Source organism: Shewanella bicestrii (assembly GCF_002216875.1).
In the GTDB taxonomy this organism is placed as follows: domain Bacteria; phylum Pseudomonadota; class Gammaproteobacteria; order Enterobacterales; family Shewanellaceae; genus Shewanella; species Shewanella seohaensis.
Genome location: NZ_CP022358.1, coordinates 2,026,572 through 2,048,834, shown reverse-complemented (window position 1 = coordinate 2,048,834; position 22,263 = coordinate 2,026,572). Strand labels below are relative to the sequence as shown.

General features: G+C 50.2%; 18 protein-coding genes. 10 read left to right on the top strand and 8 right to left on the bottom strand.

From position 1 onward, the window contains the following. The first annotated feature begins 213 nt into the window (after positions 1 to 213). On the top strand, positions 214 to 1,077 hold the full coding sequence (locus CF168_RS08975; protein ID WP_167373696.1) for a DUF481 domain-containing protein: 864 nt from the start codon (positions 214 to 216) through the stop codon (positions 1,075 to 1,077). 55 nt (positions 1,078 to 1,132) lie between these two features. On the opposite strand, the gene CF168_RS08970 is transcribed toward CF168_RS08975, so the two are convergent. Then, positions 1,133 to 2,758, bottom strand: coding sequence for a M28 family metallopeptidase (locus CF168_RS08970; RefSeq protein ID WP_167373609.1), 1,626 nt, complete (start codon positions 2,756 to 2,758; stop codon positions 1,133 to 1,135). A gap of 160 nt (positions 2,759 to 2,918) precedes the next feature. Between CF168_RS08970 and CF168_RS08965 the strand changes: the two genes are divergently transcribed. Further along, complete coding sequence (locus CF168_RS08965) at positions 2,919 to 3,944, top strand: GGDEF domain-containing protein (RefSeq protein WP_089067641.1); 1,026 nt, start codon at positions 2,919 to 2,921, stop codon at positions 3,942 to 3,944. Between the two features lie 67 nt (positions 3,945 to 4,011). On the opposite strand, the gene CF168_RS08960 is transcribed toward CF168_RS08965, so the two are convergent. From CF168_RS08960 to pdsO, 3 genes are read right to left on the bottom strand one after another with little or no spacing between them, the layout of a single operon-like run. Continuing rightward, positions 4,012 to 4,701, bottom strand: coding sequence for a class GN sortase (locus CF168_RS08960; RefSeq protein ID WP_430980727.1), 690 nt, complete (start codon positions 4,699 to 4,701; stop codon positions 4,012 to 4,014). A 3-nt stretch (positions 4,702 to 4,704) separates the two neighbouring features. Next, positions 4,705 to 6,972, bottom strand: a complete 2,268-nt coding sequence (locus CF168_RS08955) for a marine proteobacterial sortase target protein (RefSeq protein WP_089067639.1) — start codon at positions 6,970 to 6,972, stop codon at positions 4,705 to 4,707. 45 nt (positions 6,973 to 7,017) lie between these two features. Continuing rightward, complete coding sequence (gene pdsO, locus CF168_RS08950; RefSeq protein ID WP_089067638.1) at positions 7,018 to 7,812, bottom strand: sortase-associated OmpA-like protein PdsO; 795 nt, start codon at positions 7,810 to 7,812, stop codon at positions 7,018 to 7,020. Between the two features lie 245 nt (positions 7,813 to 8,057). Between pdsO and pdsR the strand changes: the two genes are divergently transcribed. From pdsR to CF168_RS08935, 3 genes are all read left to right on the top strand, one after another. Next, the gene (gene pdsR / locus CF168_RS08945) at positions 8,058 to 8,750 is read left to right on the top strand and encodes a proteobacterial dedicated sortase system response regulator (protein ID WP_023268247.1); all 693 of its coding nucleotides are present in this window, start codon (positions 8,058 to 8,060) and stop codon (positions 8,748 to 8,750) included. 27 nt (positions 8,751 to 8,777) lie between these two features. Beyond that, positions 8,778 to 10,937: a proteobacterial dedicated sortase system histidine kinase gene (gene pdsS, locus CF168_RS08940; RefSeq protein ID WP_011717342.1), complete on the top strand. Its 2,160-nt coding sequence runs from the start codon at positions 8,778 to 8,780 to the stop codon at positions 10,935 to 10,937. Between the two features lie 124 nt (positions 10,938 to 11,061). After that, a complete protein-coding gene (locus CF168_RS08935) occupies positions 11,062 to 12,261 on the top strand; it encodes a cystathionine beta-lyase (protein ID WP_089067637.1) in 1,200 nt (399 codons plus the stop codon). Positions 12,262 to 12,372: 111 nt separating this feature from the next. Here CF168_RS08935 and CF168_RS08930 read toward each other — a convergent pair whose 3' ends face one another. Together CF168_RS08930 and yegD are read right to left on the bottom strand one after the other, a co-directional pair. Beyond that, complete coding sequence (locus CF168_RS08930) at positions 12,373 to 12,870, bottom strand: CreA family protein (RefSeq protein WP_083757983.1); 498 nt, start codon at positions 12,868 to 12,870, stop codon at positions 12,373 to 12,375. Positions 12,871 to 12,897: 27 nt separating this feature from the next. After that, positions 12,898 to 14,352, bottom strand: a complete 1,455-nt coding sequence (yegD, locus tag CF168_RS08925; protein WP_089067636.1) for a molecular chaperone — start codon at positions 14,350 to 14,352, stop codon at positions 12,898 to 12,900. A gap of 324 nt (positions 14,353 to 14,676) precedes the next feature. Here yegD and ppk1 point away from each other — a divergent pair, with 324 nt between their 5' ends. Both ppk1 and ppx read left to right on the top strand, forming a co-directional pair. Further along, positions 14,677 to 16,839 carry a polyphosphate kinase 1 gene (ppk1, locus tag CF168_RS08920; RefSeq protein WP_011626401.1) on the top strand — a complete coding sequence of 721 codons (2,163 nt, stop codon included), beginning with the start codon at positions 14,677 to 14,679 and terminating at the stop codon, positions 16,837 to 16,839. Between the two features lie 42 nt (positions 16,840 to 16,881). Continuing rightward, on the top strand, positions 16,882 to 18,438 hold the full coding sequence (gene ppx / locus CF168_RS08915) for an exopolyphosphatase (protein WP_089067635.1): 1,557 nt from the start codon (positions 16,882 to 16,884) through the stop codon (positions 18,436 to 18,438). A 79-nt stretch (positions 18,439 to 18,517) separates the two neighbouring features. Here ppx and CF168_RS08910 read toward each other — a convergent pair whose 3' ends face one another. Continuing rightward, positions 18,518 to 19,387, bottom strand: a complete 870-nt coding sequence (locus tag CF168_RS08910) for an ion transporter (protein WP_089067634.1) — start codon at positions 19,385 to 19,387, stop codon at positions 18,518 to 18,520. Positions 19,388 to 19,544: 157 nt separating this feature from the next. On the opposite strand from CF168_RS08910, the gene CF168_RS08905 reads away from it, so the two are divergent. From CF168_RS08905 to CF168_RS08895, 3 genes are all read left to right on the top strand, one after another. Continuing rightward, positions 19,545 to 20,060 (top strand): L,D-transpeptidase family protein, encoded by a 516-nt coding sequence (locus CF168_RS08905; RefSeq protein ID WP_086904218.1) that lies wholly within the window; start codon positions 19,545 to 19,547, stop codon positions 20,058 to 20,060. An 83-nt stretch (positions 20,061 to 20,143) separates the two neighbouring features. Then, positions 20,144 to 20,752 carry a VOC family protein gene (locus tag CF168_RS08900; RefSeq protein ID WP_089067633.1) on the top strand — a complete coding sequence of 203 codons (609 nt, stop codon included), beginning with the start codon at positions 20,144 to 20,146 and terminating at the stop codon, positions 20,750 to 20,752. Positions 20,753 to 20,988: 236 nt separating this feature from the next. After that, on the top strand, positions 20,989 to 21,249 hold the full coding sequence (locus CF168_RS08895; RefSeq protein ID WP_011626406.1) for a DUF5062 family protein: 261 nt from the start codon (positions 20,989 to 20,991) through the stop codon (positions 21,247 to 21,249). Between the two features lie 70 nt (positions 21,250 to 21,319). On the opposite strand, the gene CF168_RS08890 is transcribed toward CF168_RS08895, so the two are convergent. Next, on the bottom strand, positions 21,320 to 22,231 hold the full coding sequence (locus CF168_RS08890) for a M23 family metallopeptidase (protein ID WP_167373607.1): 912 nt from the start codon (positions 22,229 to 22,231) through the stop codon (positions 21,320 to 21,322). Positions 22,232 to 22,263 lie beyond the last annotated feature (32 nt).

Below are 22,263 nucleotides of genomic sequence, written 5' to 3'. Positions count from 1 at the left end.
CAAGATGCAAATTACCGTGATCCCTGCCACAAGCTCGCCATACCAAGCAAAATAGCCGTACTACTTTTGTTTTAAATCACGAAACAATGCATTTTTTAAAACATTTCATTCACATTTTGAAATTTGCTGTTACACTCCAAATGTCCATAGCTTATGGCACTAAAGTCTGATGTTATCGCTGGATATTATAAGAAGAATACTGGAGTAACGTTGATTTCCACTCGTCTAACACCCCTAATGATCGCCCTACTCGGCAGCAGTCCTGTGCTGGCGGGCGAATTGAGCCTTGAGCTAGGGGGATTTTATTCACAGTCTGATACCAATATGGAGGTGACAAACCCGAACACGGGGAACAACTTCACCTTAGACTATGAATCCGATCTACAACTGGCCGAGAATGAGTTTTTACCCTTTGTTGAAGTCAATTATCACTTTAACGAGCGGCATAATATTTACCTCGACTGGAAACAGCTGCACCGCGACGCCGAAACGCAAGCCTTATCCAAACCCTTTCAAATTGAAATCAACGACACCATTTACGATATCAAGGCCGGTGGCCGACTCAACTCCACCTTAAATATTGATATTCTGCGCGTGGGTTACGGTTATGATGCCATCCAGGGTAGCGATTACGATGTGGGCTTCTCCCTCGGTTTGCATACTATGTTTATCAAAACGGGTTTTGAAGGCGTTATCGGTGTCTGTCATGCCTCTGAGCTGCTCAACAATGTCTGCGGTAGCCAAGCGATTCCCCGAATCGTCGATGAAAATGTCACCGCACCTTTGCCGGATTTTGGCGTTTATGCCAACTATGAATTTATCCCTGGCTGGAAGCTGACGACTCACGCCCAGTATTTCTACATTAAACTCAATGATGTAAAGGGTGAGCTGGTAGACGTTAAACTCGGCATCGATGCCAATATCACCGACAACTGGCGCATGAGCGTGGCCTATAACTACTACAAGGTCGATGTGGATATCGCCCAAAAATCACCGAATAAAGATACCCAAATCGCCGACTACAACATTTACTACAGTTTTATCGGCCCGATGCTTTCGGTCAGTTATACTTTCTAACGGATTGATAAGCATAAAAAAGGACGCCTTAGCGTCCTTTTTGCGTTTTATATGATTACTTTTTACGACCGTCTTGCTCACGCTTGGTCTTAAAGTCCGAGGCCTCTAACCAATGGGGCCAATCGCTGCCATTAGCTAAGGTCGTTAGCATGCTCGCCATCAGATCTAAATCCTGCTTCACCCCTTCGAGTGTCCAGTTAGGATCATAATCGTCGGCGCCTTTGTGGTATTTGTGGGCAATATAGTCAGGATCCGTATCCCCAAGGCTCATAAATAACAAGCCAGGCACACCTTGCTGGGCCAGCGCGAAGTGGTCCGATCTAAACATCAAACCATTTTGTGGTCTTGGATCGCCCTTCACCACCCGCCCCTGCGCCTTAGCGGCCTTGTCCAAATAGGTTTCTAACTCAGACACGCCCTCACCATAGCGCAGAATATAATCCACGCTTTGGTTCATATTCATGCCGTCGATATTCAAAAAGGCGACGATGTTTTTAGTGGGTACACTCGGATGCTGAGCAAAGTGCTGGGCACCAATCAAGCCGGTTTCTTCGGCAGTAAAGGCACTAAACAGAATTGAACGCTCAAGCGGCGCGGTTTGCGCTTGTTTGGCAAAGTAACGCGCCAGCGCCAACACGCCCGCCACACCACTGGCGTTATCCACGGCGCCATTAATGATCTCAGGCTTGCCATCTTCAATCACTGTACCTAGATGATCCCAATGGGCGTGCATCATCACCACTTCATCGGGGCGACTCTTGCCGGGCAACAGTGCCGCCACATTGTGGGACTCGGCGCGCTCAATCGTATTGTTTAAACTGACATTCGCCTTGAGCTTTAAGGGAATGGCCTTAAAGTTTGGCTTAGCGGCTTGTTGCTTTAAGGTATCGAAGTCCATGCCCGCCTTGGCAAAAATCTTATTGGCAACATCATGTTGCACCCAGCCCATCACGCCCACCTGCCCTTGATTATTATTGGCATCGACCAAGGTGAATTTAGTGCCAGTATTGGAGTTTTGCACCACTCCCCAGCCATAGGCGGCTGGTGCCGTCTCATGGACGATAAATACGGCTTCGGCGCCTTGACGCGCGGCCTCTTCGTATTTGTAAGTCCAGCGGCCATAGTAGGTCATGGCATTGCCTTTAAAAACATTGGGATCTTGAGTCGCAAAACCTGGGTCATTGACTAACACGATCACAGTTTTGCCTTTTACATCGAGGCCTTGGTAGTCGTTCCAACCATATTCAGGCGCATTAATGCCATAACCGACAAACACCACATCACTATTATTAAGGTTAACGTTATCGCTAATTCTCTGGGTTCTGGCGGTAAATTCACTGCCATTGGCAAACTTAAGTCCACCGATATCGAGTTGCATGTTTTGGTCAGCGGTGATTTTCGCCAGTGGCACTGCCTGCAAATAGCTGTCGCCAAACCCCGGCTTAAGCCCCATCTCTTTAAAGGCTTTCTCAAGGTAATCAATCGTCAGTTGCTCGCCTTCAGATAAGGGCGCGCGACCGCCGAAGGCATCACTGGCTAAGGTTTTGACGTCGGTGCGATACTGGCCGAGATCTATGCTGTCACTGAGGGAAGATGCAGCCATAGCAGGAAGTGACAGTAAGGAACCTAGGGCACCGGCAAGGATGAAATTTTTCAAGACTTTCTCCCAAGTTATTATCATTATTTAATTTTAGCGATAAACTCTATCATATCCCCCAACGCTTTTGGCAGGTAATTCAGCCTGCATTTGGGCATTAGTTGTAACGGGATTTAACGAGCAAAACAGTTTACCCAAATGTGGTATACCAAGTTTATCGAGTTATTTTTATTGGGATGTATCCATGTCACGAGATTTATTACAAACCGCAGCCTTGAATCTTAAAAAAGCGGTCCCTTTAATGCTCAAGCATCAAATTCCCACCACGCCAATCAATTATGCCCTGTGGTATACCTACGTGGGCGAACAAAACCCAGCGTTAAACGCCCAGCTCGATACGGTTATCGCCCACTACAACACTTGCCCGCCGGTCAGCAGTGAGTTGTTGTTCCGCCAGTATGTCGCCGATCCGGTTGAGTTGGATGTTCGCGATATGCGGCTCAACCTTGAGGCCATGGCCACTGAGCTGTCGCAATCGATTCGGGATACCAATCTCGATGCGACTGAGTTTCAGACCTGTATTAACAATAACTTTGCCAAACTCAATGGCATCGAAGAAGGCGCGCTTAGCGTCGAGCAAGTGCTGGATTTGGTGCGTAATTTGGTGAAAGAGTCCGAGAATATTCGCTCGAGCACTGAGTATTTCACTTCCCAGCTACAAAAAGCGCAAACTGAGATTGATGCGTTAAAACAAAAGCTTGAAAAATCAGAGAAAGATGTACTTTACGATGCACTCACGGGCTGTTTAAATCGCCGTGCATTCGATGCCGATATCGCAGGCATGTTGGCACAGGCCCCCGAGGGCACCTGTCTTATCTTGGTCGATATCGATCACTTTAAGGCCTTTAATGACAACTATGGCCACCAACTGGGCGATCAAGTATTAAAAGCCGTTGCCAAGCGCCTACAAGAAGCCTGCCGAGATGGCAGTAAACTGTACCGTTTTGGCGGTGAAGAGTTTGCTATTTTGGTGCCCAAAAGCCAACTACGTATAACAAGGCAACTGGCCGAGGCCATGCGCCGTGGGCTTGAAAAACTCAGTCTTAAGGATAGGCGTAGAGACCAACGCATTGAAAATATCACCGCCTCCTTTGGCGTCGCCCAGTGGCAGGAAAAACAAGTGGCGATCCAACTGATTGAAAGAGCGGATATGTTACTTTACGAAGCCAAACGCTTAGGTCGAAATCGGGTGATGCCGATGAGCAACTAGCTCGAATAAAAAGGCAGAACTCAGGTTCTGCCTTTTTGTTTATCACGCCTTAATAAATTCGTGCTCGCTAGGCCACCTTTTGAACCCTCGCCTGAGTAACTATCGTGTCAGCGGATTGCACCGCAGTAGGCTCGGGCTCGACCGGGATAGCCTGCACTACAAAACGCAGTTCAGCCCCGCCTTGCAGCGCATCGAAGGGATAGCAAGTGATCAGTGTTAAACGATTATCCTCACTTGGCGCCATCCACTCAGTTTGCGATTCGTGCACCACTTCGGTCGCCACCACTTGGTAAACAATCTCCTTGCCCGCCGCGGTTTGCAGCGCCAAGCGGCGTCCAACACTGATGCCATTTAACATCGCAAAATGCGTATCCCTGTGCCCTGCAATCACAGTGTTGCCTTGCGCGCCAGCGGGCGCACTCGACAGCACTAAGGCTGGCCCGAAGGCCAAATTACGGCCTGATGCGCCCGCCAACACATATAAGCTGTCGTTGGATGCCGGACCATCGAAGTGATTCGGTCTTTTAGCCTGCTCGATGGAGAGCTTAGCCACGGGATAGGTATCGGCCCAAGACCAAGGTTTATGGGACTGACCATCGATTAAGGTTTTAGCCCAGGCTTGTTCAATCAAATATTGGGCAAAGTGTGCTTTCGCTTGCATATAGAATCCTTTTCCAAACAATGTGATGCCGAGTAATACCAATCCCACCAGCAACCCTATTTGTATCTGTTGAGTCATGCGCATGCTCATGGACATGACTCAAGTGTTCAGCGCTAATGACAGCGCGCGTTGCTGCCGCTGCTGGCGACGAATCGACAGCGCAAGCATCAAGGCAAGCAGTAACACTGCGCCACCTAAGAGCATGTCGAAACGGCTCGAGGTCGATGTTTGTGGCAGAACGCCCATAGGCTGCCACCCCAAGGGTAAATGCTGACGCACCACCGCATCGCGGCTCATGGCATTGCTGGTGATGGGGGTTAAATCCACCGCGACCAAGCTGGTATAGGGGCTGACTAAGTGATAGTTCAGCGACAGCGCCGTGACCTGCTCTTTGACCTTGTCATCGTTAGCGCCGTTTTTACTCAGCTCTAACGCCGCAATCTGTTTGCGCGCCCAGAGTAAATCGAGCCCGGCTGCTGGCTGCGCTACATCAGTTGCAGAATGGCTTGCGCCATTGGCTTGTAAAGATAACGACTGCTGCCAGTTTTTATGGCCCTGACGACCGGAGATCACCAGTTCCTGAGGCTCTCGTGGGTGGCGCTTTAGGCTAATCAACACCGGTTCACCGCGGTAAAGATCGGGGATAGGCGCGGGCCAGTAGTCAGGCACAGAGCCATCGTCAAAACGCACCTGCAAATCGGTGAGCACTGGATACTGGATTTTGCCTAGCAATTGACTGATCTTTTGTTCCACCTCATCCACATCACCAATGTAAGTAAAAGTGCCGCGCCCAAGTTCAGCCGCACGCTGCATAAAATGTGAGTTCGGCGCCGAGCCAATGCCGACGGTGAAAAGACGGTTGTCGCCGATTTGATTGCGAATTAACTCAAATAGCGCTGCCTCATTGCCGACGGAGCCATCGGTCATAAAGATCACTTGTCTTAGCGACTTATCCTCACCCGAAGCAGTGTTAAACGCCTGCCTTGGCAGCGCAGCATTTAAAGCCTGCGCCATTTCGGTGCCGCCATCGGCCTGCAAACGATTCACAAACTGACGTGCCTTGTCCAAATTACTCGCGGTCGCGGGCAGAGGTGTTGACGATAGCAGGGATACATCGGAGTTAAATTCGATAATGTTAAAACTATCCTGTGGCCTTAAACCGCGCAGCGCATAACGCAGGGCATTTTTCGCCTGAATGATGGAATCCCCCGCCATCGACCCCGAAGTATCAATCACTAAAATAAGCTCACGGGGTAAGTTCAGTTGTTCACTGGCATCGACTTTGGGCGGCAGAACCATCACTAAGCTGTAGCTATCGGTATTGCTACTATTGCCAGCTGAACCTGTATCCGCACTTGCATTGTCGTCCTGTAACACATGGGTTTTGCCCGCTTGGTTGAATACCCAAGCCACGGGACTCGTGCCTTGCTTAAGACGCCATTGCAGCACAAAGTCACGATTAGCGGGCACACGATTAGCCAAGGCCGCCGTCAGTTGGCCCTGTTTTTCATCAATCGTAATGGGATGATACGGACTCACTACGGCGGATTTGTCCACGCCTTCACCGAGCTTGACCTTAATATCGGCCTTAAGCACGGGATCCGCCTCACTATTGGCATCGCGGATTGGGGCAATAATTCGGTCGGCATCGAAGACTTGGCTGCTGGTCACGCGCTCACCATTGTTCCCACCGAGTGTTAGGCCTGGAATATAGCGCGGTGCCACCACTAGCGGAAAACGTAGGCTAAAGAGACCATCTTCATAATGAATGGTTTCTTGATAACTGATTTCAACCACCAACTTTTCGTCGGGAGCGAGGTTGGCGACTTCGGTCGTGAACATATTGGGCCGTTCTTGGCTGACTAGACTGGCGCGTTTTCCTTCGGCTTTAGCTTGCTCAAAAATCTGTTTTGCTTGCTGTTTCGGGTGAATTTGACCTTCGATGATCCGCTCACCGATATGTAAACGCAGTGAGTCCACCGCCGCCTCATTGGGTAAAGGGAACAGATAGCGGCCATTGAGGACAAATCCCGTTTGGTTACTGAAAACCTGCTTTACGCTCACCCTATTGGTTAACCCAGAGACCTGCATCGACACTTGCGTGTCCACGGGTAAGGACGGCATTAAACGGCCACTGGCGGTTTGATACACCAACATCCCTTGGGTGATATCGTCGAAACTGAAGGGTGGCAATGTGCTCGCCGTGTGTTCATCGAAGGTCGCGGCAATATTTTGCGGCGCCGATAAGGTGCCCACACTGTTCGGTGAGGCTAACACCGCAAATGGTAGCCCCCAACAAATGGAGGCGCCGATCACTAGCATCGCCAGTGTTTGACAAACTTCTTTTACCCTTTTCCCTGTGATCATCACAAAGGCTCCTGATCTTGGTTGAATACGATTGATATTGTTGAACTATTCGGTCACGCGGCTCGCCATCAGTCCTTGGTTAGGCTGCATGGTCAAAGTGACTCGGCGATCGAACACATCGGATTCACTATCTTGCTGATCATTGAGTGGCATTCTGGCGCCGAAGGCTTGGGTGGTGATCCGCTCGGGGGCTACGCCTTGCTTAATTAAGTATCCCCGCACTTCTAACAAACGTTGCTCCGAGAGCGCATGGTTGTAGGCCAGATCACCGCGACGGTCGGCATAACCTTTCAGCTCGAGATTGGACTCGCTCGAGCGCTTCATCACCTTGGCGACATTGTCTAATTGGGGCAAAAAATGGCTTTCAAGCTCCGACGAACCCGTACGGAACTGCACATTCATGCCCAGTGCCAACTCACTTAACAGTTGTTGTTGCTCGGCGAGCAGTTCATCGAGTTGCTTTTGGGTTAAGGCGTATTCGGCGGCGCGTTGCTCGCTGGCCTGTTGTTTGGCCGATAAGCTCGCCAGTTGTTGGCGCTGCAGGGCAATATGCTGTTGCTGGGTTTTAACCGTGTCGGTGTCGGAGACCGATTGGCCGATTAAGGTGCCGGTAAATCCGCCGATAATGGCGCCAACGGGGCCGCCCACTAGGGCGCCAAGTAACGCTCCGCCGCCAAGACCTATCAGCGCTTCGCCATCATCCTCATCTTGCTCAAGCATCTCAGTCTGTGGCTCTGAGTGCACGGGTTGATTTTGCAGGGATACCCTTGCCGATACGCTAGCAATGGGCGCGGCGAATACACTCAGTACCAAGATATTAATCAGCGTCTTTTTCATCATCTCATTCCTTTTGATTTGTGCTGCGCTTACCCACCTAAGTCATTAGCGCGGCGGGTAAAACGGAATGAGCTTATTAAACACAAGCGCCATGGCATAAGCAGGGATGGAAAATGGCAATGCGACTATCAATTGTGGCAACAAAATGGCAATTGCATTTGGGAGCTTTTCTCAGAAATAAATTCCTGTATAGTCACGAAAACTTATCCCCAGACACTTAGTCCCAGCAGTCAATAGGAAGATGGCTAATGAAACGTATCGCCATTGTGGAAGATGAAGCGGCCATTCGCGAAAATTACAAGGATGTGTTGCAGCAACACGGTTACAGTGTGCAAACCTATGCCGACAGGCCATCGGCCATGCTGGCGTTTAATACCCGTCTGCCGGATTTAGCTATTATCGATATCGGCCTTGGTAATGAGATTGACGGCGGTTTTATGCTGTGTCAGTCCCTACGCGCCATGTCGAACACTCTGCCGATCATCTTCTTAACCGCGCGGGATAGCGATTTTGATACTGTGTGCGGCCTGCGTTTAGGCGCCGATGATTACCTGAGCAAAGAAGTGAGTTTCCCCCATTTGACCGCTCGCTTAGCCGCGCTGTTTCGCCGCTCTGAGTTAGCCACCAGTCAAACGCCGCAGGAAAATTTACTGGAGCGCGGGCCGCTCACCATCGACGCCAATCGGATGCTGGTTTCTTGGAATCAGATCCCGATTGAACTCACAGTTACCGAATTTTGGATGGTGCACGCCCTTGCCAAGCACCCGGGGCACGTCCGTAGCCGCCATGAGCTGATGCAAGAGGCGAAGATTTTTGTTGATGACAGCACTATTACTTCCCATGTGAAGCGCATCCGTAAGAAGTTTATGGCTGCCGCGCCCGAATTTGATTGTATCGATACCGTTTATGGCATGGGCTATCGCTGGGACAGCCTAGCCTAAACCATGTAGCAGATTAGCCAGCATTCTATGACACGTTTTCCCTTCGGTCTTCGCACTAAAGTTATTGGCCTCAGCCTGTTTTTACTCTGCCTACCTTGGCTGGGGTACCAATATGTGTGGGAGATGGAAAAATACCTGCGCCACGGTCAGGAACGCACCTTAGAGGGCACTACCCAAGCCTTAGCGACCGCCTTGCACGAGCGGCCGAAACTGTTCGACGGTCAGGCCAGCTTCTTAAAGCAGGTTGAAAAGAGTCGCGATCTCTATGCTTACCCCCTCGCGGGCGCGATCCTGCTCGATGGTAAACTCAATGAATGGCAGGAATATCAGCACAGATTTATCCAGTACGGCGAGGCGAATCTTATCATGCGTGCCGATCCCAGCACGCCGCTCACCTTGAGTTTTACCCATATGGTGGGTCAGTACGATGGTTATCTGTATGCCTTTTTTCAGGTGGTCGATCCCAATGTGGTGTTTCGTGGCAAAAATGCCTTAAGCGTCGATAGAAACGATCACCTGTCGATTGCGACCCTTGCCCCCGACAATAAATTTAAACGCTATATCGTGGCCACGACCCAGCCCGGTTGGATCAGTGCCTTCGAGCTGCCCGCCAACCCTAAGCAAACCGTGCCCGTGACGCCCGAAGTCCGTATTCAAGGACAATGGGCCACCACGGATGTGGGCTACAATATCGAACTGCGTATCCCCTTAGATATGGTGGGTAGCAAATTAGGATTTGCGATTTCCGATGTCAACGACAGCAAGTACCGCGATATCACCGCCGTTGTCGGCACCTCCGCCTTAGATACCGTCGACAAACTCGGTACAGTCCTAGTACCATCACCAGAAATTGAGAATATTATCAAAGGGATGAGCCACTACAGCTCACGCATTTGGGTGGTCGATAAACACGGCCGTGTGCTGGCGAAGTCTGGCGATATCCGTGACAGCAACAGTGTGTGGACGCGCACCCTCGATGATGAAAACAGCAACTCTATGTGGCAACGTTTTCAGCGCGACTACCTGCACCCGCTCTACTATAAAATCCTCACCAAACCACCTAAGGATTTTATCGACTCCCTGCAAGACTCGACCGAACTCGACGGCAGCCATATTCAAAAGGCGCTCGCAGGACAACAAAGCTCGACCTGGCGACTGACGCCAGACAATAAGGCTGTGGTGCTGGCGGCCGCCAGCCCTATTTGGATTGATAATAATGTGATGGGCGCCGTGGTGGCCGAAGAAACCACCCACGGTATTCGCACCCTGCGTAACCGTGCGCTGGAAAAACTGTTTAACGTGATCCTGACCATTATGAGCATGGGCACCTTAGCGCTGTTTTTCTTCGCCTCGAGTATTTCGAATCGTATCCGCAAACTGCGCGATGAAGCGGAAAATGCCATCGACAGCCAAGGTCGTGTGCGTAATCATTTAAAACCCTCCAAAGCACGGGACGAGATTGGCGATTTATCCCGCAGTTTTGCCAGCATTGTCGGTCGTTTAGGTCAATACACCCATTATCTCGAGAATATGTCGTCGCGCCTGTCCCATGAACTACGCACGCCGGTGGCAGTAGTGCGCTCCTCGTTAGAGCACTTAAATCTGCAAACCTTAGATAAAGACACGCAAAAGTATGTCGACCGCGCCCAAGAAGGGGTGAGCCGATTAAGCATGATTTTAAACAACATGAGTGAGGCGACGCGCCTCGAGCAGAGCCTCACTCAGGCCGATGTGGCTAAGTTCCCACTGTCCCAAGTGGTGAGCGGCTGTATGCAAGGCTATCAAATGACCTACCCTGAGCAGCAATTTAGCGTCAAAGTGCCCGAGCAACCTTTGATGATGCAGGGCGTGCCAGAATACATCGCCCAATTGATGGACAAACTTATCGCCAACGCCATCGAATTTTGCCATCAAGGCAGTGCGATCGAAGTCACCCTCACCCAAGTTGGCAAACAAGCTACTTTGCTTATCAGTAACTTAGGACCACAGTTGCCAGTGGATATGTCGGAGCAGATCTTCGACTCCATGGTTTCGGTGCGGATCAATCAAGCCCAAGACAAGCCTCACCTAGGGTTAGGTTTGTATATTGCGCGGCTCGTGACCGAGTTCCACCAGGGTAAAATTTTGGCCCGCAACCGCAGCGAAAACGATGGGGTCGATATTCTGGTCACCCTACCGCTGAGCTAATCCACGCTCTGCAACTTGAGGCAAACTCATCTGTTTGCCTCCTGCCATTTTCACGGGCAGATGCTAAGATGACGGCCATCACAATGGATAACAACATAAAAACTGACTCGCCAAGGTAAGCCCTATGACAGATAAACATCAGCTAGCCACCCAAATCGTCAGCGTCGGTCGAGATAAAAAATGGACCAAGGGTGTGATTAACCCGCCCGTATTTCGCGCATCCACTATCGTCTTCGACACCATGGAAGATATGCGTCACGCCGCCAAAAACAAAACCAATGGCGAAATGTTTTATGGCCGCCGCGGCACCCCAACCCACTTTGCGTTTCAAGCGGCGATCAGTGAGCTCGAAGGTGGCGCAGGTACGGCGCTGTATCCCTCGGGTGCGGCGGCAATTAGCGCGGCTTTATTATCCTTTTTACAGGCGGGCGATCACCTGCTGATGGTCGACAGTGTTTATGAGCCGACCCGCGATCTTTGCAACCATATTCTGGCGGGCTTTAATATTGAGACTACCTATTACGATCCCCTGATTGGTGAAGGTATTCGCGCGCTTATCCGCCCCAACACTAAGGTGCTGTTTTTAGAGTCTCCCGGCTCCATCACCATGGAAGTGCAGGACGTCCCGACCCTATGCCGTATCGCCCATGAACATGGAATGGTGACCATTCTCGACAACACTTGGGCCTCACCAATCAATAGCAAGCCCTTTGAGATGGGTGTCGATGTGTCGATTCAAGCCGCGACCAAATATATCGTCGGTCACTCTGATGTGATGATTGGCACCGCGACCGCTAACGAAAAGCACTGGCCGCAGCTGCGTGAGCGCAGTTATTTATTGGGGCAAACGACTTCCCCCGACGATGTGTATCTCGCTACGCGCGGATTACGCACCCTTGGCGTGCGCATGGCGCAACATGAGAAAAATGCTCTTAAAGTGGCTAACTGGTTGAAAACTCGCCCCGAGGTTGACCATTTACGTCACCCCGCCTTCGATACCTGCCCGGGACATGAGTTCTTTAAACGCGACTTTAGCGCAGCCAACGGTCTGTTCTCCTTTGTGTTAAAGCAAGGGGATCAGGAGGCGGTGACCGCGCTCGTTGAAAATATGCAGCATTTTAAAATGGGGTTTTCTTGGGGCGGTTATGAGAGTCTGATCCTAGGGATTTTCGGGATTGAAAAAATCCGCAGTGCCACTCAGTGGGATGCAAGCAAGCCATTGATCCGTGTGCATATTGGCCTAGAAGATCCCGATGATTTAATTGCCGATCTCAGCGCAGGCTTCGATCGCTTTAATGCCGTACTCGCCGCCAAGGCTAAATAAAGCTTAAACAAATTATGTGAAAACAACGAAGGCGGGAGCTTACTCGCCTTCATTTTGCCCCGCCTTAGTTGTGTCCCACTATCGTATTACTTCGGCTTCAATTCACCTTTGCTATTTGGGCTGCGCCGCACTTATTGCGGGGTCAATCCACGCCTGAGAACCGTACAAAGGCACGGTCGATAAGGCATGTTTGTGGCTGCCATTGGTCTCTTTGGTCGAATAGGATAAATACAGCAGGGTTTGATTGGGCGCATCGTAAATTCGGCGCACTTTTAAGCTCTTAAATAAGATACTTAAGGATTCGGTAAAGACCACTTCACCGTGTTTGCTCTTATCGATGTTAGCAATATCGGCGGCGGAAATCGGCCCCGTTTGACGACAACTAATGCCCATATCCGAAGGATCGGCAAAATCGAGGTTCGCTTCAATACGGCTAATATGGCAAGTGACCCCAGGGATTTTAGGATCCTGCTTGGCATCGATAATCACATCTTTAGTGGTAAATAACCCAAGGCTCACTTTACCTACGTCATCGCCACAGCCTGTGAGTAGCGTCCCCGCCAGCGTCACGGCCAGCAAAGACATTAAAGCTTTATTGACTCTTTTCATCTGTTTATCCTTATTCATCATCCTTCCCTATTGAGCAAAACACTTTTGTGCCCAGCGCGTTAATCCCGCCGTCACCGAACCAAAGTGGTCACCGACGACCACTGGGGTATCGGGATAAAGGCTAGTGATTTTAGCGTAAATCGCGGGGCTGCGCGCGGTGCCGCCCGTCACATAAATCACATCGGGTTTGCACTCTAGACTATCGGCATCCACGGACAACTCCTCTGGCGCTAAACCATTGCCCGCAAGACTCTTTGCCGCCTGAGTCAGCGCTTGGTGCATCAACGCCTCAACCTTGGTGAGCGAAGGCTCAATCGCCGTTTCAAACCCCGTGCGGCTCACTTCTGCCTGAAGTGATGCTTCAATAAAGTCCAGCGCACTCGCAGTCGTTTGCGCCTCCGACAGGGCAATTTTGGCGCGCTCGGCTAGTCGTACAATTTGGTAGCTTAACTGTTGTTGCTGCACTTTGAGCAATCTTTTTAGCAGCTGCGGCTGCTCGGCCTCTTTAATGAGTTCATCAATCAGCTTGCGAGTGCTTAGGGTGGCAAACTCACGCTGCGCGCTAATATCGTTGACGGCGACCGCATTCCAAAAGGGATTGCTCGGCATTGGCTTACCGTTGCTCATTAGCGAACCTAAACCAAAGTGCGGCATAAAGGCATTCATCGCCAGCGCAATATCCAAATCATTCCCGCCAATCCGCTGGCCGCTGTGGCCGAGGCAATCGGCACTGCGATCGAAACTCCCCTGATGCTTTGGCCCCATTTTGACCACGGAGCAGTCGGTCGTACCGCCACCCACATCGACCACCAGCACGGTTTGGTCGGCACTGAGACTCGCCTCATAATCCATCCCAGCTGCCAGTGGTTCGAACAGAAATGCTACATCAACAAACCCCGCCCGTTTCGCGGCTAAGGTTAAAATGGCCTCGGCTTGGCGGTTGCTCTCTTCACCACCAATGCCTTGAAAGTTCACAGGGCGACCAATCACCGCATGGGTAATGCTTGTCTCTCCCTCTGATGCAACACCCTTTTCGGCGAGTACGGCTTCGGCGCGCACTTTAATGTGCTGCATCATTAAGGTGACTATGTCTTCAAACAGGGCGACTTGCTCGGGTCTCAGGCCCGTTGCCCCTAAAAAGGATTTTGGCGAACGGACATAAAAACCTTCTTCCGGCATTTCAAGATATGCGGCCACGGCCTGCTCACCCACAAACACCGCTTGGGTTTCGGCATCGAGATCTAATTCATGGCGCACCATACGGGCGCGGCTCAATTGCGCGGCGCGCTTCTTGGCATAATCCGCTTTCAACGCCTGCGGCAAGCCACGGTAAACGGCCTCGGCAATAAGCTCTCTATCCATTGCATACACAGTGGAAGGTAAATAGGTTGAATCGCTCGATAAGGGTAACAGTGAAACTTCATCTCCCTGCATGATCCCAACGGCACAGTTGGCACTGCCATAATCAAATCCGACAAACATCCGCTTACCCCTACAGTCAAACCACAATCAAAAAGCCGAGCAAGGTAACACAGTTTGCCCCAATCCCAAAGGAAGCCCCGCACAGTTCCCCTGCTTTACCTTGTAAATTTGCGGCTAAATGCAAGTTCATTTTAAAGTCACATTTCTGTCACACTTGTCATCAATCTGACATATTCAGCTCGTATCTTTGAGCGCATATCACTTTCGCCTGAAGGGGAAATGGTCTGTAAATCCCTTCATTTTTCAGTAGCAAATCTGATTGCACTCCGATGGATGAATGCTATTGTATATTGCGCCATGACGCTTGCTTAAAGGAGCTGTGCAGTGTCCCCGAATACCGATAAACTGTCGATCGATAAAGAAATCTCTTGGTTGTCATTCAACGAGCGGGTGCTGCAGGAGGCCTGTGATCCCAATGTGCCTATCGTGGAGCGGGTGCGCTTTTTAGGCATATTCTCCAATAATATGGATGAGTTCTTCAGGGTGCGGGTGGCCGCGGTCAGACGGTCAATTCTGCTCTCTGCGCTGCAGGAAGGTCGCAGCAATAGCCGCCATCTAATGGCCAAAATTCAGACCAAAGTCATGGCATTGCAGGAACGTTTCGACAGCATTTACGTCGAGCTGATGCGTGAGTTAGTCCGCCGCAATATTTTATTAATCAACGAGAAACAATTAAGCGAGTTCCACAGTAACTGGCTTAAAAAACATTTTCGCGATCACTTTAAACGCCATATCGCGCCGCTTATCGTCAACAACAATCGCGACCTAGTAAAGCATATCAACGACGACGCCACCTATCTGTGCGTGTGTTTATTCACTAAATCCCGCAGACAATATGCCCTCGTGGAAGTGCCCACTAAAAATGTGCCGCGTTTCATCGAGTTACCCGCCGAAAAATCGAAGGCGAAAAAATACTTGATCCTGCTGGATAACATTATTCGCCACTGTGTGGACGACCTATTTGGTCCCTTCTTCGAGTACGAGGCCATTGAAGTCTATTCGATGAAGCTGACCCGCGACGCCGAGTTCGATATTACCGACGAACTTGAACAAACCCAGCTCGAGAAAATGACCAAGGGTTTGAAAAAACGCCTGACCGCCGAACCCGTGCGTTTGGTGTACGACAAAGAAATGCCCGAGCACATGCTCGAAATGCTAAAAGAAAATTTAAACATTAGCTCGACTGAGTGTTTGATCCCCGGCGGGCGTTACCACAGCTTTAAGGACTTTATCGGCTTCCCTAACCCTAGCCGTGATTACCTCGAAAACGAAAAATTGCCCGCGCTCAATAGCTCGGGCTTTGGCCGCAGCGCCAACAGTTTCGATGCGATCAAGATGGGCGATATTATGGTCAACTACCCGTACCATAAGTTCTCCCACTTTACCGAAATGGTGCGTCAGGCCGCCTACGATCCTGCGGTGCGTTTTATTCGGATCAACCTTTACCGTGTTGCGAAAAAATCCCATGTGATGCAATCGCTTATCGATGCGGTGAAAAATGGCAAACAAGTTACCGCCGTGATTGAGTTGCGGGCACGCTTTGACGAGCAATCTAATATTGAGTGGACACGGGTGCTCGCCGAGGCGGGGGTGAAGGTCCACCATGGGATCACCAGCTTAAAAGTACACTCTAAGTTGTGTTTGATTGGCCGCGAAGAGCAAGGCGAGATGAAACTCTATTGCCACGTAGGCTCAGGCAACTTTAACGAAGGCACGGCGCGGGTCTACACCGACTTATCGCTATTTACCGCCAATCAGGAAATCGCCCGCGAAGTGGAGCAAGTGTTCGACTTGATTGAGCATCCTTACCGCCGCGATAACTTCCAGCATTTGATTGTGTCGCCCTATGATGCGAGACAAAAACTAACCCATTTGATCGATAACGAAATCGTTAATGCCCAAAGCCATATTAAGGCGGCGATTACCTTAAAATTGAATAACCTGCTGGATGAATCCTTAGTCCAAAAACTTTACGAGGCCTCGGCTGCGGGGGTCAAAATCAAACTGTTGATCCGCGGAATGTGTTCGCTTATTCCACAAATTCCGGGGATCAGCGATAACATCGAGATCTACAGTATTGTCGACCGATTTTTAGAGCATTCCCGGGTGATGCTGTTTCACGCCGGTGGTGAGAATAAATTATTTATCAGCTCCGCCGATTGGATGAGCCGCAACATAGATAACCGCGTTGAAGTGAGTGTGCCTATTTATGATCCGCGTCTAAAACAAATGGTGATGGATATTTTATCGTTACAGTTCAATGACAACACTAAGGCGCGCATCATCAATAAGGAACAGAGCAATCCTTATCGTAACCGCGGTAATAAACGTAAAGTGCGTTCTCAAATTGCCATTTATCAATATCTGATTAATTATGAGAAGCGGTTGCAGCAAGAATTTAGCGCCCAGCGCGAAGCCGCAAAGCTTGAAGCGGAGCACGCGGCGGAACTTGCCCACAATCCCGAATTACAGGCCAAAGCCAGCTAATGCTGGCTTTATCATCGTCTCGATTGCCTAAGGATAATCCGATTGGTTGCCACACATTCACAACCGCGACACTTTGTCGCTATCGACATGGGCTCAAACAGTTTTCATCTGGTTATCGCCCGTGAGCAAGACGGCAGCTTGCAAATATTGCACAAAGAAAAACAACAAGTTCAGTTAGCGACGGGCCTCAATGCGCAGAACATCCTCAGCGTGGATGCTATCGAGCGCGGCCTCAATTGCCTGCGGGACTTTAATCAGCGTTTTTCCAACCTCGACCAAGCCCAAGTGCGTTTAGTCGCCACTCACACCCTGAGGGTAGCTAAAAACCGTGAGCAGTTTATTGAAGCGGCGCTCAGTATTATGCCCTATCCGGTGGAGGTGATTTCTGGCCACGAAGAAGCGCGCCTTATCTATAACGGCATTGCCCAAAGCCAAGTGCTTGGTAAACGCAATATAGTGATCGACATTGGTGGCGGCTCGACCGAAGTGGTTCTCGGGCAAAAAAATACCCCCACCCATTTATCGAGCCTGCGCTGTGGCTGCGTGAGTTTTAACGAGCGCTTTTTTATCGATGGGCAAATCACGCCAGCCTCATTTCGCGGAGCCCAAAGCGCCGCCGATAAACAATTTGCCTCGCTCTCAAAGGAATATTTCAGCGGCGATTGGGACTTAGTGCTTGGCAGCTCAGGCACAGTCAAAGCCATTTGCGAAGCGATTCAGGAAGATCATGGCGATGAAATCGTCACCCTCGCACGCCTCAAACAATTAAAGCTGAAACTGATTAAGTGCGGACACATCAGCCAAGTGCACTTTGCTAATGTCGATGATAAACGCACGCCGCTCGTGCCCGCTGGCCTTGCCATTTTAATCAGCTTTTTTAGACGCTTACCCATCGAGCAATTGGAGTTTAGTCCGGGCGCCCTGCGCGAAGGCGTACTCTACGAATTAGCGAAAATCGGCCAATATCAAGATATTCGCCACCGTACTGTTGAAAGCATCGCCCAGCTTTACCATGTGGATATGCCCCATGCGGCCAAAGTGCGGGACACCGCCATGGCGCTGTTTGAGCAGGTCGCCGATGAATGGGGATTAAGACCCCATGCGCGTTTGCTCTCCTACGCCGCAACCTTGCATGAGATAGGGCTGCACATTAACTCAAAGGCATTGCATAAACACGGCGCTTATATCATTAGCAACAGCGACTTACCCGGTTTTAGCGAGGCGCTGCAACAGGATTTAGCCAGACTGATTGCCAACCACCGTAAGAAACCCAATGAATTACTACTGGCCGAATTAGAGCCAGGCCACAAGCTCACCCTCATTCGTCTCGCCTGTCTGCTGCGCTTGGCGGTGTTAGTACATTTAGGCCGAATTGCCAAAGCCCTAGTGCTTGAGAAAATCCAAGTGGTTCCTGATGGGCTCATGCTAGTGCTACCCAGCCATAAACGTAAAATCAGTTTGTTTATGAAAGATTTGCAGCGTGAACAAAAACAGATGGCGGCTTTAGGAATGCAGCTGCGTTTAGTCTCTAGCCTTGGACTGAATCAGGATAAAAATCTCGAGGTAAAAGACGACACACTGAACGCCGTCGCTAGCTAATCTGTTCGTCCTTTCTCATCCCTTCTAATCCTTCATTCCTTAGTGCCGTTCACGCACTAAGGAATGAAGGGATCTCCAATTACTTATCCCCTTTCCCGTGGGGCGCTTCGAGCTTATCCAGTTCACAACCGCAACGATTACAATAGGTGGCATCGAGATCATGCCCCATCTTATGACATTGATTGCAGGAGCGCAGATCCCTGTGCCGGCCCACTTCTTGGGAAATTTCCGCGGTTAAAATCCCCGTTGGGATCGCAATAATCGAATAACCCAGCAACATAGTAAAAGCCGCAATCGCTTGACCTAATTGGGTTTTCGGCGTGATATCGCCGTAACCCACAGTGGTGATTGTCACAATTGTCCAATAGACGGATTTGGGAATAGAGCTAAAGCCATTCTCAGGGCCTTCGACCACATACATCACGGCGCTTAACACCATGATGATTAAACTCACCGAGAAGAAAAACAAAAACACCTTGCGGCTCGACTGCAACATGGCCTTGAGCAGCAGATTACCTTCGCTTAAATAGCGAAGTAGTTTCAGTACCCTAAAGATCCTAAAGAGGCGCAGCACCCTGATCACTAAGGTGAAATTCGCCCCAGGAATAAACAGCGCCAGATAACTAGGTAGTACCGACAATAAATCCACTAAACCGTAAAAGCTGCGGGCATACAGCACAGGATGAGTCGCGCAGTACAACCTTAAACCATATTCAATGGTAAAAATCAGTGTAAACACCCACTCTAACACGCGAATGATGTGCCCATAATCTTGGTGAACCGCTTCGACCGTATCGAGGAACACCAGCGCAACACTGAGCACAATACAGACCATTAAGCCAATATCAAAGTAGCGCCCTGCTGGCGTATCAGTGCCAAAAATAATGGTGCGTAGCTGGCGTTTTAATGGACTTTCGGTGTCTGGTTTTTCAGGCGACAGATCTGACATAGGGGAAAACTTCCTTGCGATAAAAAGCGTTATCTTTTCCAAATCCCCAAAGTCTGCCATGCAATTGCCACTAGCTCAAAATTATCTACTCACATAGACATAAAATTGCGGTATGATGCGCGAAAAACCTATATCTGCGTCATTTTTAGAGGAAGACATGCGCGTACCCCTACTCACTAAAACAATTACTGTGGCCATGACTCTCGCCGCACTGATTTCACCCCAAGTGCTCGCCTCATCGGGTATAGGTAAAGTCGATTTAGTGGTGATCACTAAGTCTGAGTCCAATATGGCGCTGTTAAGGGACGGCAAAATCCTCAAGCAATATCGTATTGCCATGGGTGACTTGCCGACGGGCCACAAGTTAACTGAAGGCGACCAACGTACGCCGCAGGGCCGTTATATTCTGGACTATAAAAAATCCGATAGCGCCTATTACAAGTCGATCCACATTTCTTATCCCAATGAAGAAGATAAGTTAAGAGCCAAGGCGCTGGGGATCCGCCCGGGCGGCATGATCATGATCCACGGCCAGAACCCTCGTTCACCTCTCTCGCCCGAGCAGGCGCAGCAATACAACTGGACCGACGGTTGTATCGCCATTACCAACGCCGAGATGGATGAAGTGTGGAAAGCCGTTGATGAAGGCACGCCCATCGAGATTTGGCCCTAAGCGCTAAGCTTGATTTGCCTATTCGACTCAACGCCCAGTCAAATGGGCGTTTTTATTTGTATTCCCCGCTTTAAGGATGTTTTATGTCAACAATCACGACAGAGGCTGCGGTATTCGGCTACACCACCTTAGAACAGACATGGCCGGAGTTTGAGGCGAAGATCCTCACGTTTCTTGGCAAATTAGGCTTAGCGGACAAGGCGCTGCATTGTGATCATGTCGCCTTGAGAGTGAACAGCATCGCAGCTGCCGATGCACTCAAGCAAGCCTTTAGTGCACGCGGGCGGATCATCTCGGATAATCAAATTAATGGCCGTACGATCCTTATCATCGAACTGGATAAGCCCCTAAAATTAGGCAGCTTTAGCATTGACTGCGTCGAGCTGCCCTATCCCGGCGATACCCTCTATCCCCAAGAAGGCTGGGAGCATATCGAACTGGTACTGCCATCAACGGCACAGGACTGCGACGGTCTAAGCCAAGAGCTGGCTCAGTTGAGCCCATCACTTGTGCCCTTACTCCAAGGGCAAGCGGCATCCTTAACCGAAGCGCCGATAAAAGTGAAATTCAGCTCGCCCAAGGGTGATAAAGAACGCTTAGCCAACCCTACCATTGCCTTTAAACAAGCCGATGTCTGTATCAAAATCCATCCGCACAGCATTAAAGCAGTTATCGCCAGCGAACAGGACTAACGGAAACAGCAATCTATGTGCGTTCCTTCTCGCAGGGAGTGTGAGCCCCATACCAATTACTGACAATCGCTTGCACAAAACAGGCAGTTTGAGAAAAAGTCAGCAACAATAAAGGTGGAAATAGTCTAGTTTGTGACTATTAACGCTTTGATTCACCACTAGGTTTTATCGAGTTTTGTGTTATCGACCGCGGGAATGCCAGCGGGCTTCCCGTGATATCCATAAGGACGCAGCGCATGAAACCCCACAAGCATGAAGCACAGCTACTCAAACTCGCCTTGGAGATTGGTATCGGCTACGCCAAAAAACGCGGTTTTGATGACTTTGACAAAGGTGTGTCGCCCAAGGATAAAGTGGAATGTATTTATCGGCTGTTAGTGACCGATAATTTGATCCAACCCTTAGCCAAAGATAAGGAGGATGGCCCGAATATGAAGCACAAGCTGGTACTGTGGATCATCCGCCATCTGCCGACAGATCACCCGTTGTTGCAATAAGCGCTCAAGCATAAAAACAGGGCGTCAGTGATCGGGCGCCCTGTGTGGAAATAAGAGATAGACGCGGGAGTTACTTCGCGACTTTTTGTGCTTTTTCCGCCGCCAGCACAGTCGCCATAGATGGCACTATGGTTGTCGGATCGAGGCGCATTTGAAACCAATTCACACGCCAATCTAAATGTGGGCCATTCGCTCGCCCTGTCGCACCGACTTCTGCCACGGCTTGGCCCTGCTTAACGGTTTCGCCCGCATTGACATAGAGTTTGCTTAAGTGCAAAAAGCTTGAACTCACACCATAACCATGGTCGATGATCATAGTGCCGCCCGAGTAAAACATATCGGGAACCGACAGGCTGATCACGCCATCGGCAGGCGCGACGACCACTGTACCGGTTTTCGCAGCGACATCCACCCCAAAATGGGGGTTGCCAGGCACATCGTTATAAATCCGCTGACTGCCATAGACGCCCGAGATCCTGCCGGTTAATGGCCAAATAAACGACTGTAGAAATGCCGTTTGCTCGCTAAAAGTGCCACGGGCCGCTTTCACCTGCGCCGTATCTTTAGCCGCTCGCTCCTGCGCCACGGGATCGGGCTTCATGATTTTATTGCTGATGCCCTTAACGCTTTGAATATTGTATTCGCGCTTAGTAACACTGAGCGGTTTGACTTCGGTTAAGCCATCGGGATAGACCAAGCGTAGTTCTTGGCTCAGCTGCGCATCCCTATCAAAACCGAAGGCAAAATGGCCGTCTGGCGTTACTTTTAAAGCCTCACCGTTAAGACTTATCTGCGTGCCCGCCGGCGCTTTACCACGAATTAACGCGCCCTGCTCAAATTGCCCTTCAAAACTCACCTGCGCCTGAGTCGATAAGCTAAACAGGGTTAAGAGCGACAAGACTGCCGCCTTACAACTGAGCGATGGTGGGTTCGGCAAAGTTTTTAACAACTTAGGTAGGGCATTGGGTACGGCGTTTAGCATCTTCTCAAAAATCCTTATTCAAACAATAACGC

What these genes read in the sequence shown, in the direction of transcription:
- yegD (WP_089067636.1), bottom strand. Translation starts at nt 14,352, where the DNA reads ATGTTTGTCGGATTTGATTATGGCAGTGCCAACTGTGCCGTTGGGATC.
- pdsR (WP_023268247.1), top strand. Translation starts at nt 8,058, where the DNA reads ATGAAACGTATCGCCATTGTGGAAGATGAAGCGGCCATTCGCGAAAAT.
- CF168_RS08890 (WP_167373607.1), bottom strand. Translation starts at nt 22,231, where the DNA reads ATGCTAAACGCCGTACCCAATGCCCTACCTAAGTTGTTAAAAACTTTG.
- CF168_RS08965 (WP_089067641.1), top strand. Translation starts at nt 2,919, where the DNA reads ATGTCACGAGATTTATTACAAACCGCAGCCTTGAATCTTAAAAAAGCG.
- CF168_RS08900 (WP_089067633.1), top strand. Translation starts at nt 20,144, where the DNA reads ATGTCAACAATCACGACAGAGGCTGCGGTATTCGGCTACACCACCTTA.
- CF168_RS08905 (WP_086904218.1), top strand. Translation starts at nt 19,545, where the DNA reads ATGCGCGTACCCCTACTCACTAAAACAATTACTGTGGCCATGACTCTC.
- CF168_RS08935 (WP_089067637.1), top strand. Translation starts at nt 11,062, where the DNA reads ATGACAGATAAACATCAGCTAGCCACCCAAATCGTCAGCGTCGGTCGA.
- pdsO (WP_089067638.1), bottom strand. Translation starts at nt 7,812, where the DNA reads ATGATGAAAAAGACGCTGATTAATATCTTGGTACTGAGTGTATTCGCC.
- CF168_RS08960 (WP_430980727.1), bottom strand. Translation starts at nt 4,701, where the DNA reads ATGTCCATGAGCATGCGCATGACTCAACAGATACAAATAGGGTTGCTG.
- CF168_RS08895 (WP_011626406.1), top strand. Translation starts at nt 20,989, where the DNA reads ATGAAACCCCACAAGCATGAAGCACAGCTACTCAAACTCGCCTTGGAG.
- CF168_RS08970 (WP_167373609.1), bottom strand. Translation starts at nt 2,758, where the DNA reads ATGATAATAACTTGGGAGAAAGTCTTGAAAAATTTCATCCTTGCCGGT.
- CF168_RS08930 (WP_083757983.1), bottom strand. Translation starts at nt 12,870, where the DNA reads ATGAAAAGAGTCAATAAAGCTTTAATGTCTTTGCTGGCCGTGACGCTG.
- CF168_RS08955 (WP_089067639.1), bottom strand. Translation starts at nt 6,972, where the DNA reads ATGATCACAGGGAAAAGGGTAAAAGAAGTTTGTCAAACACTGGCGATG.
- pdsS (WP_011717342.1), top strand. Translation starts at nt 8,778, where the DNA reads ATGACACGTTTTCCCTTCGGTCTTCGCACTAAAGTTATTGGCCTCAGC.
- CF168_RS08910 (WP_089067634.1), bottom strand. Translation starts at nt 19,387, where the DNA reads ATGTCAGATCTGTCGCCTGAAAAACCAGACACCGAAAGTCCATTAAAA.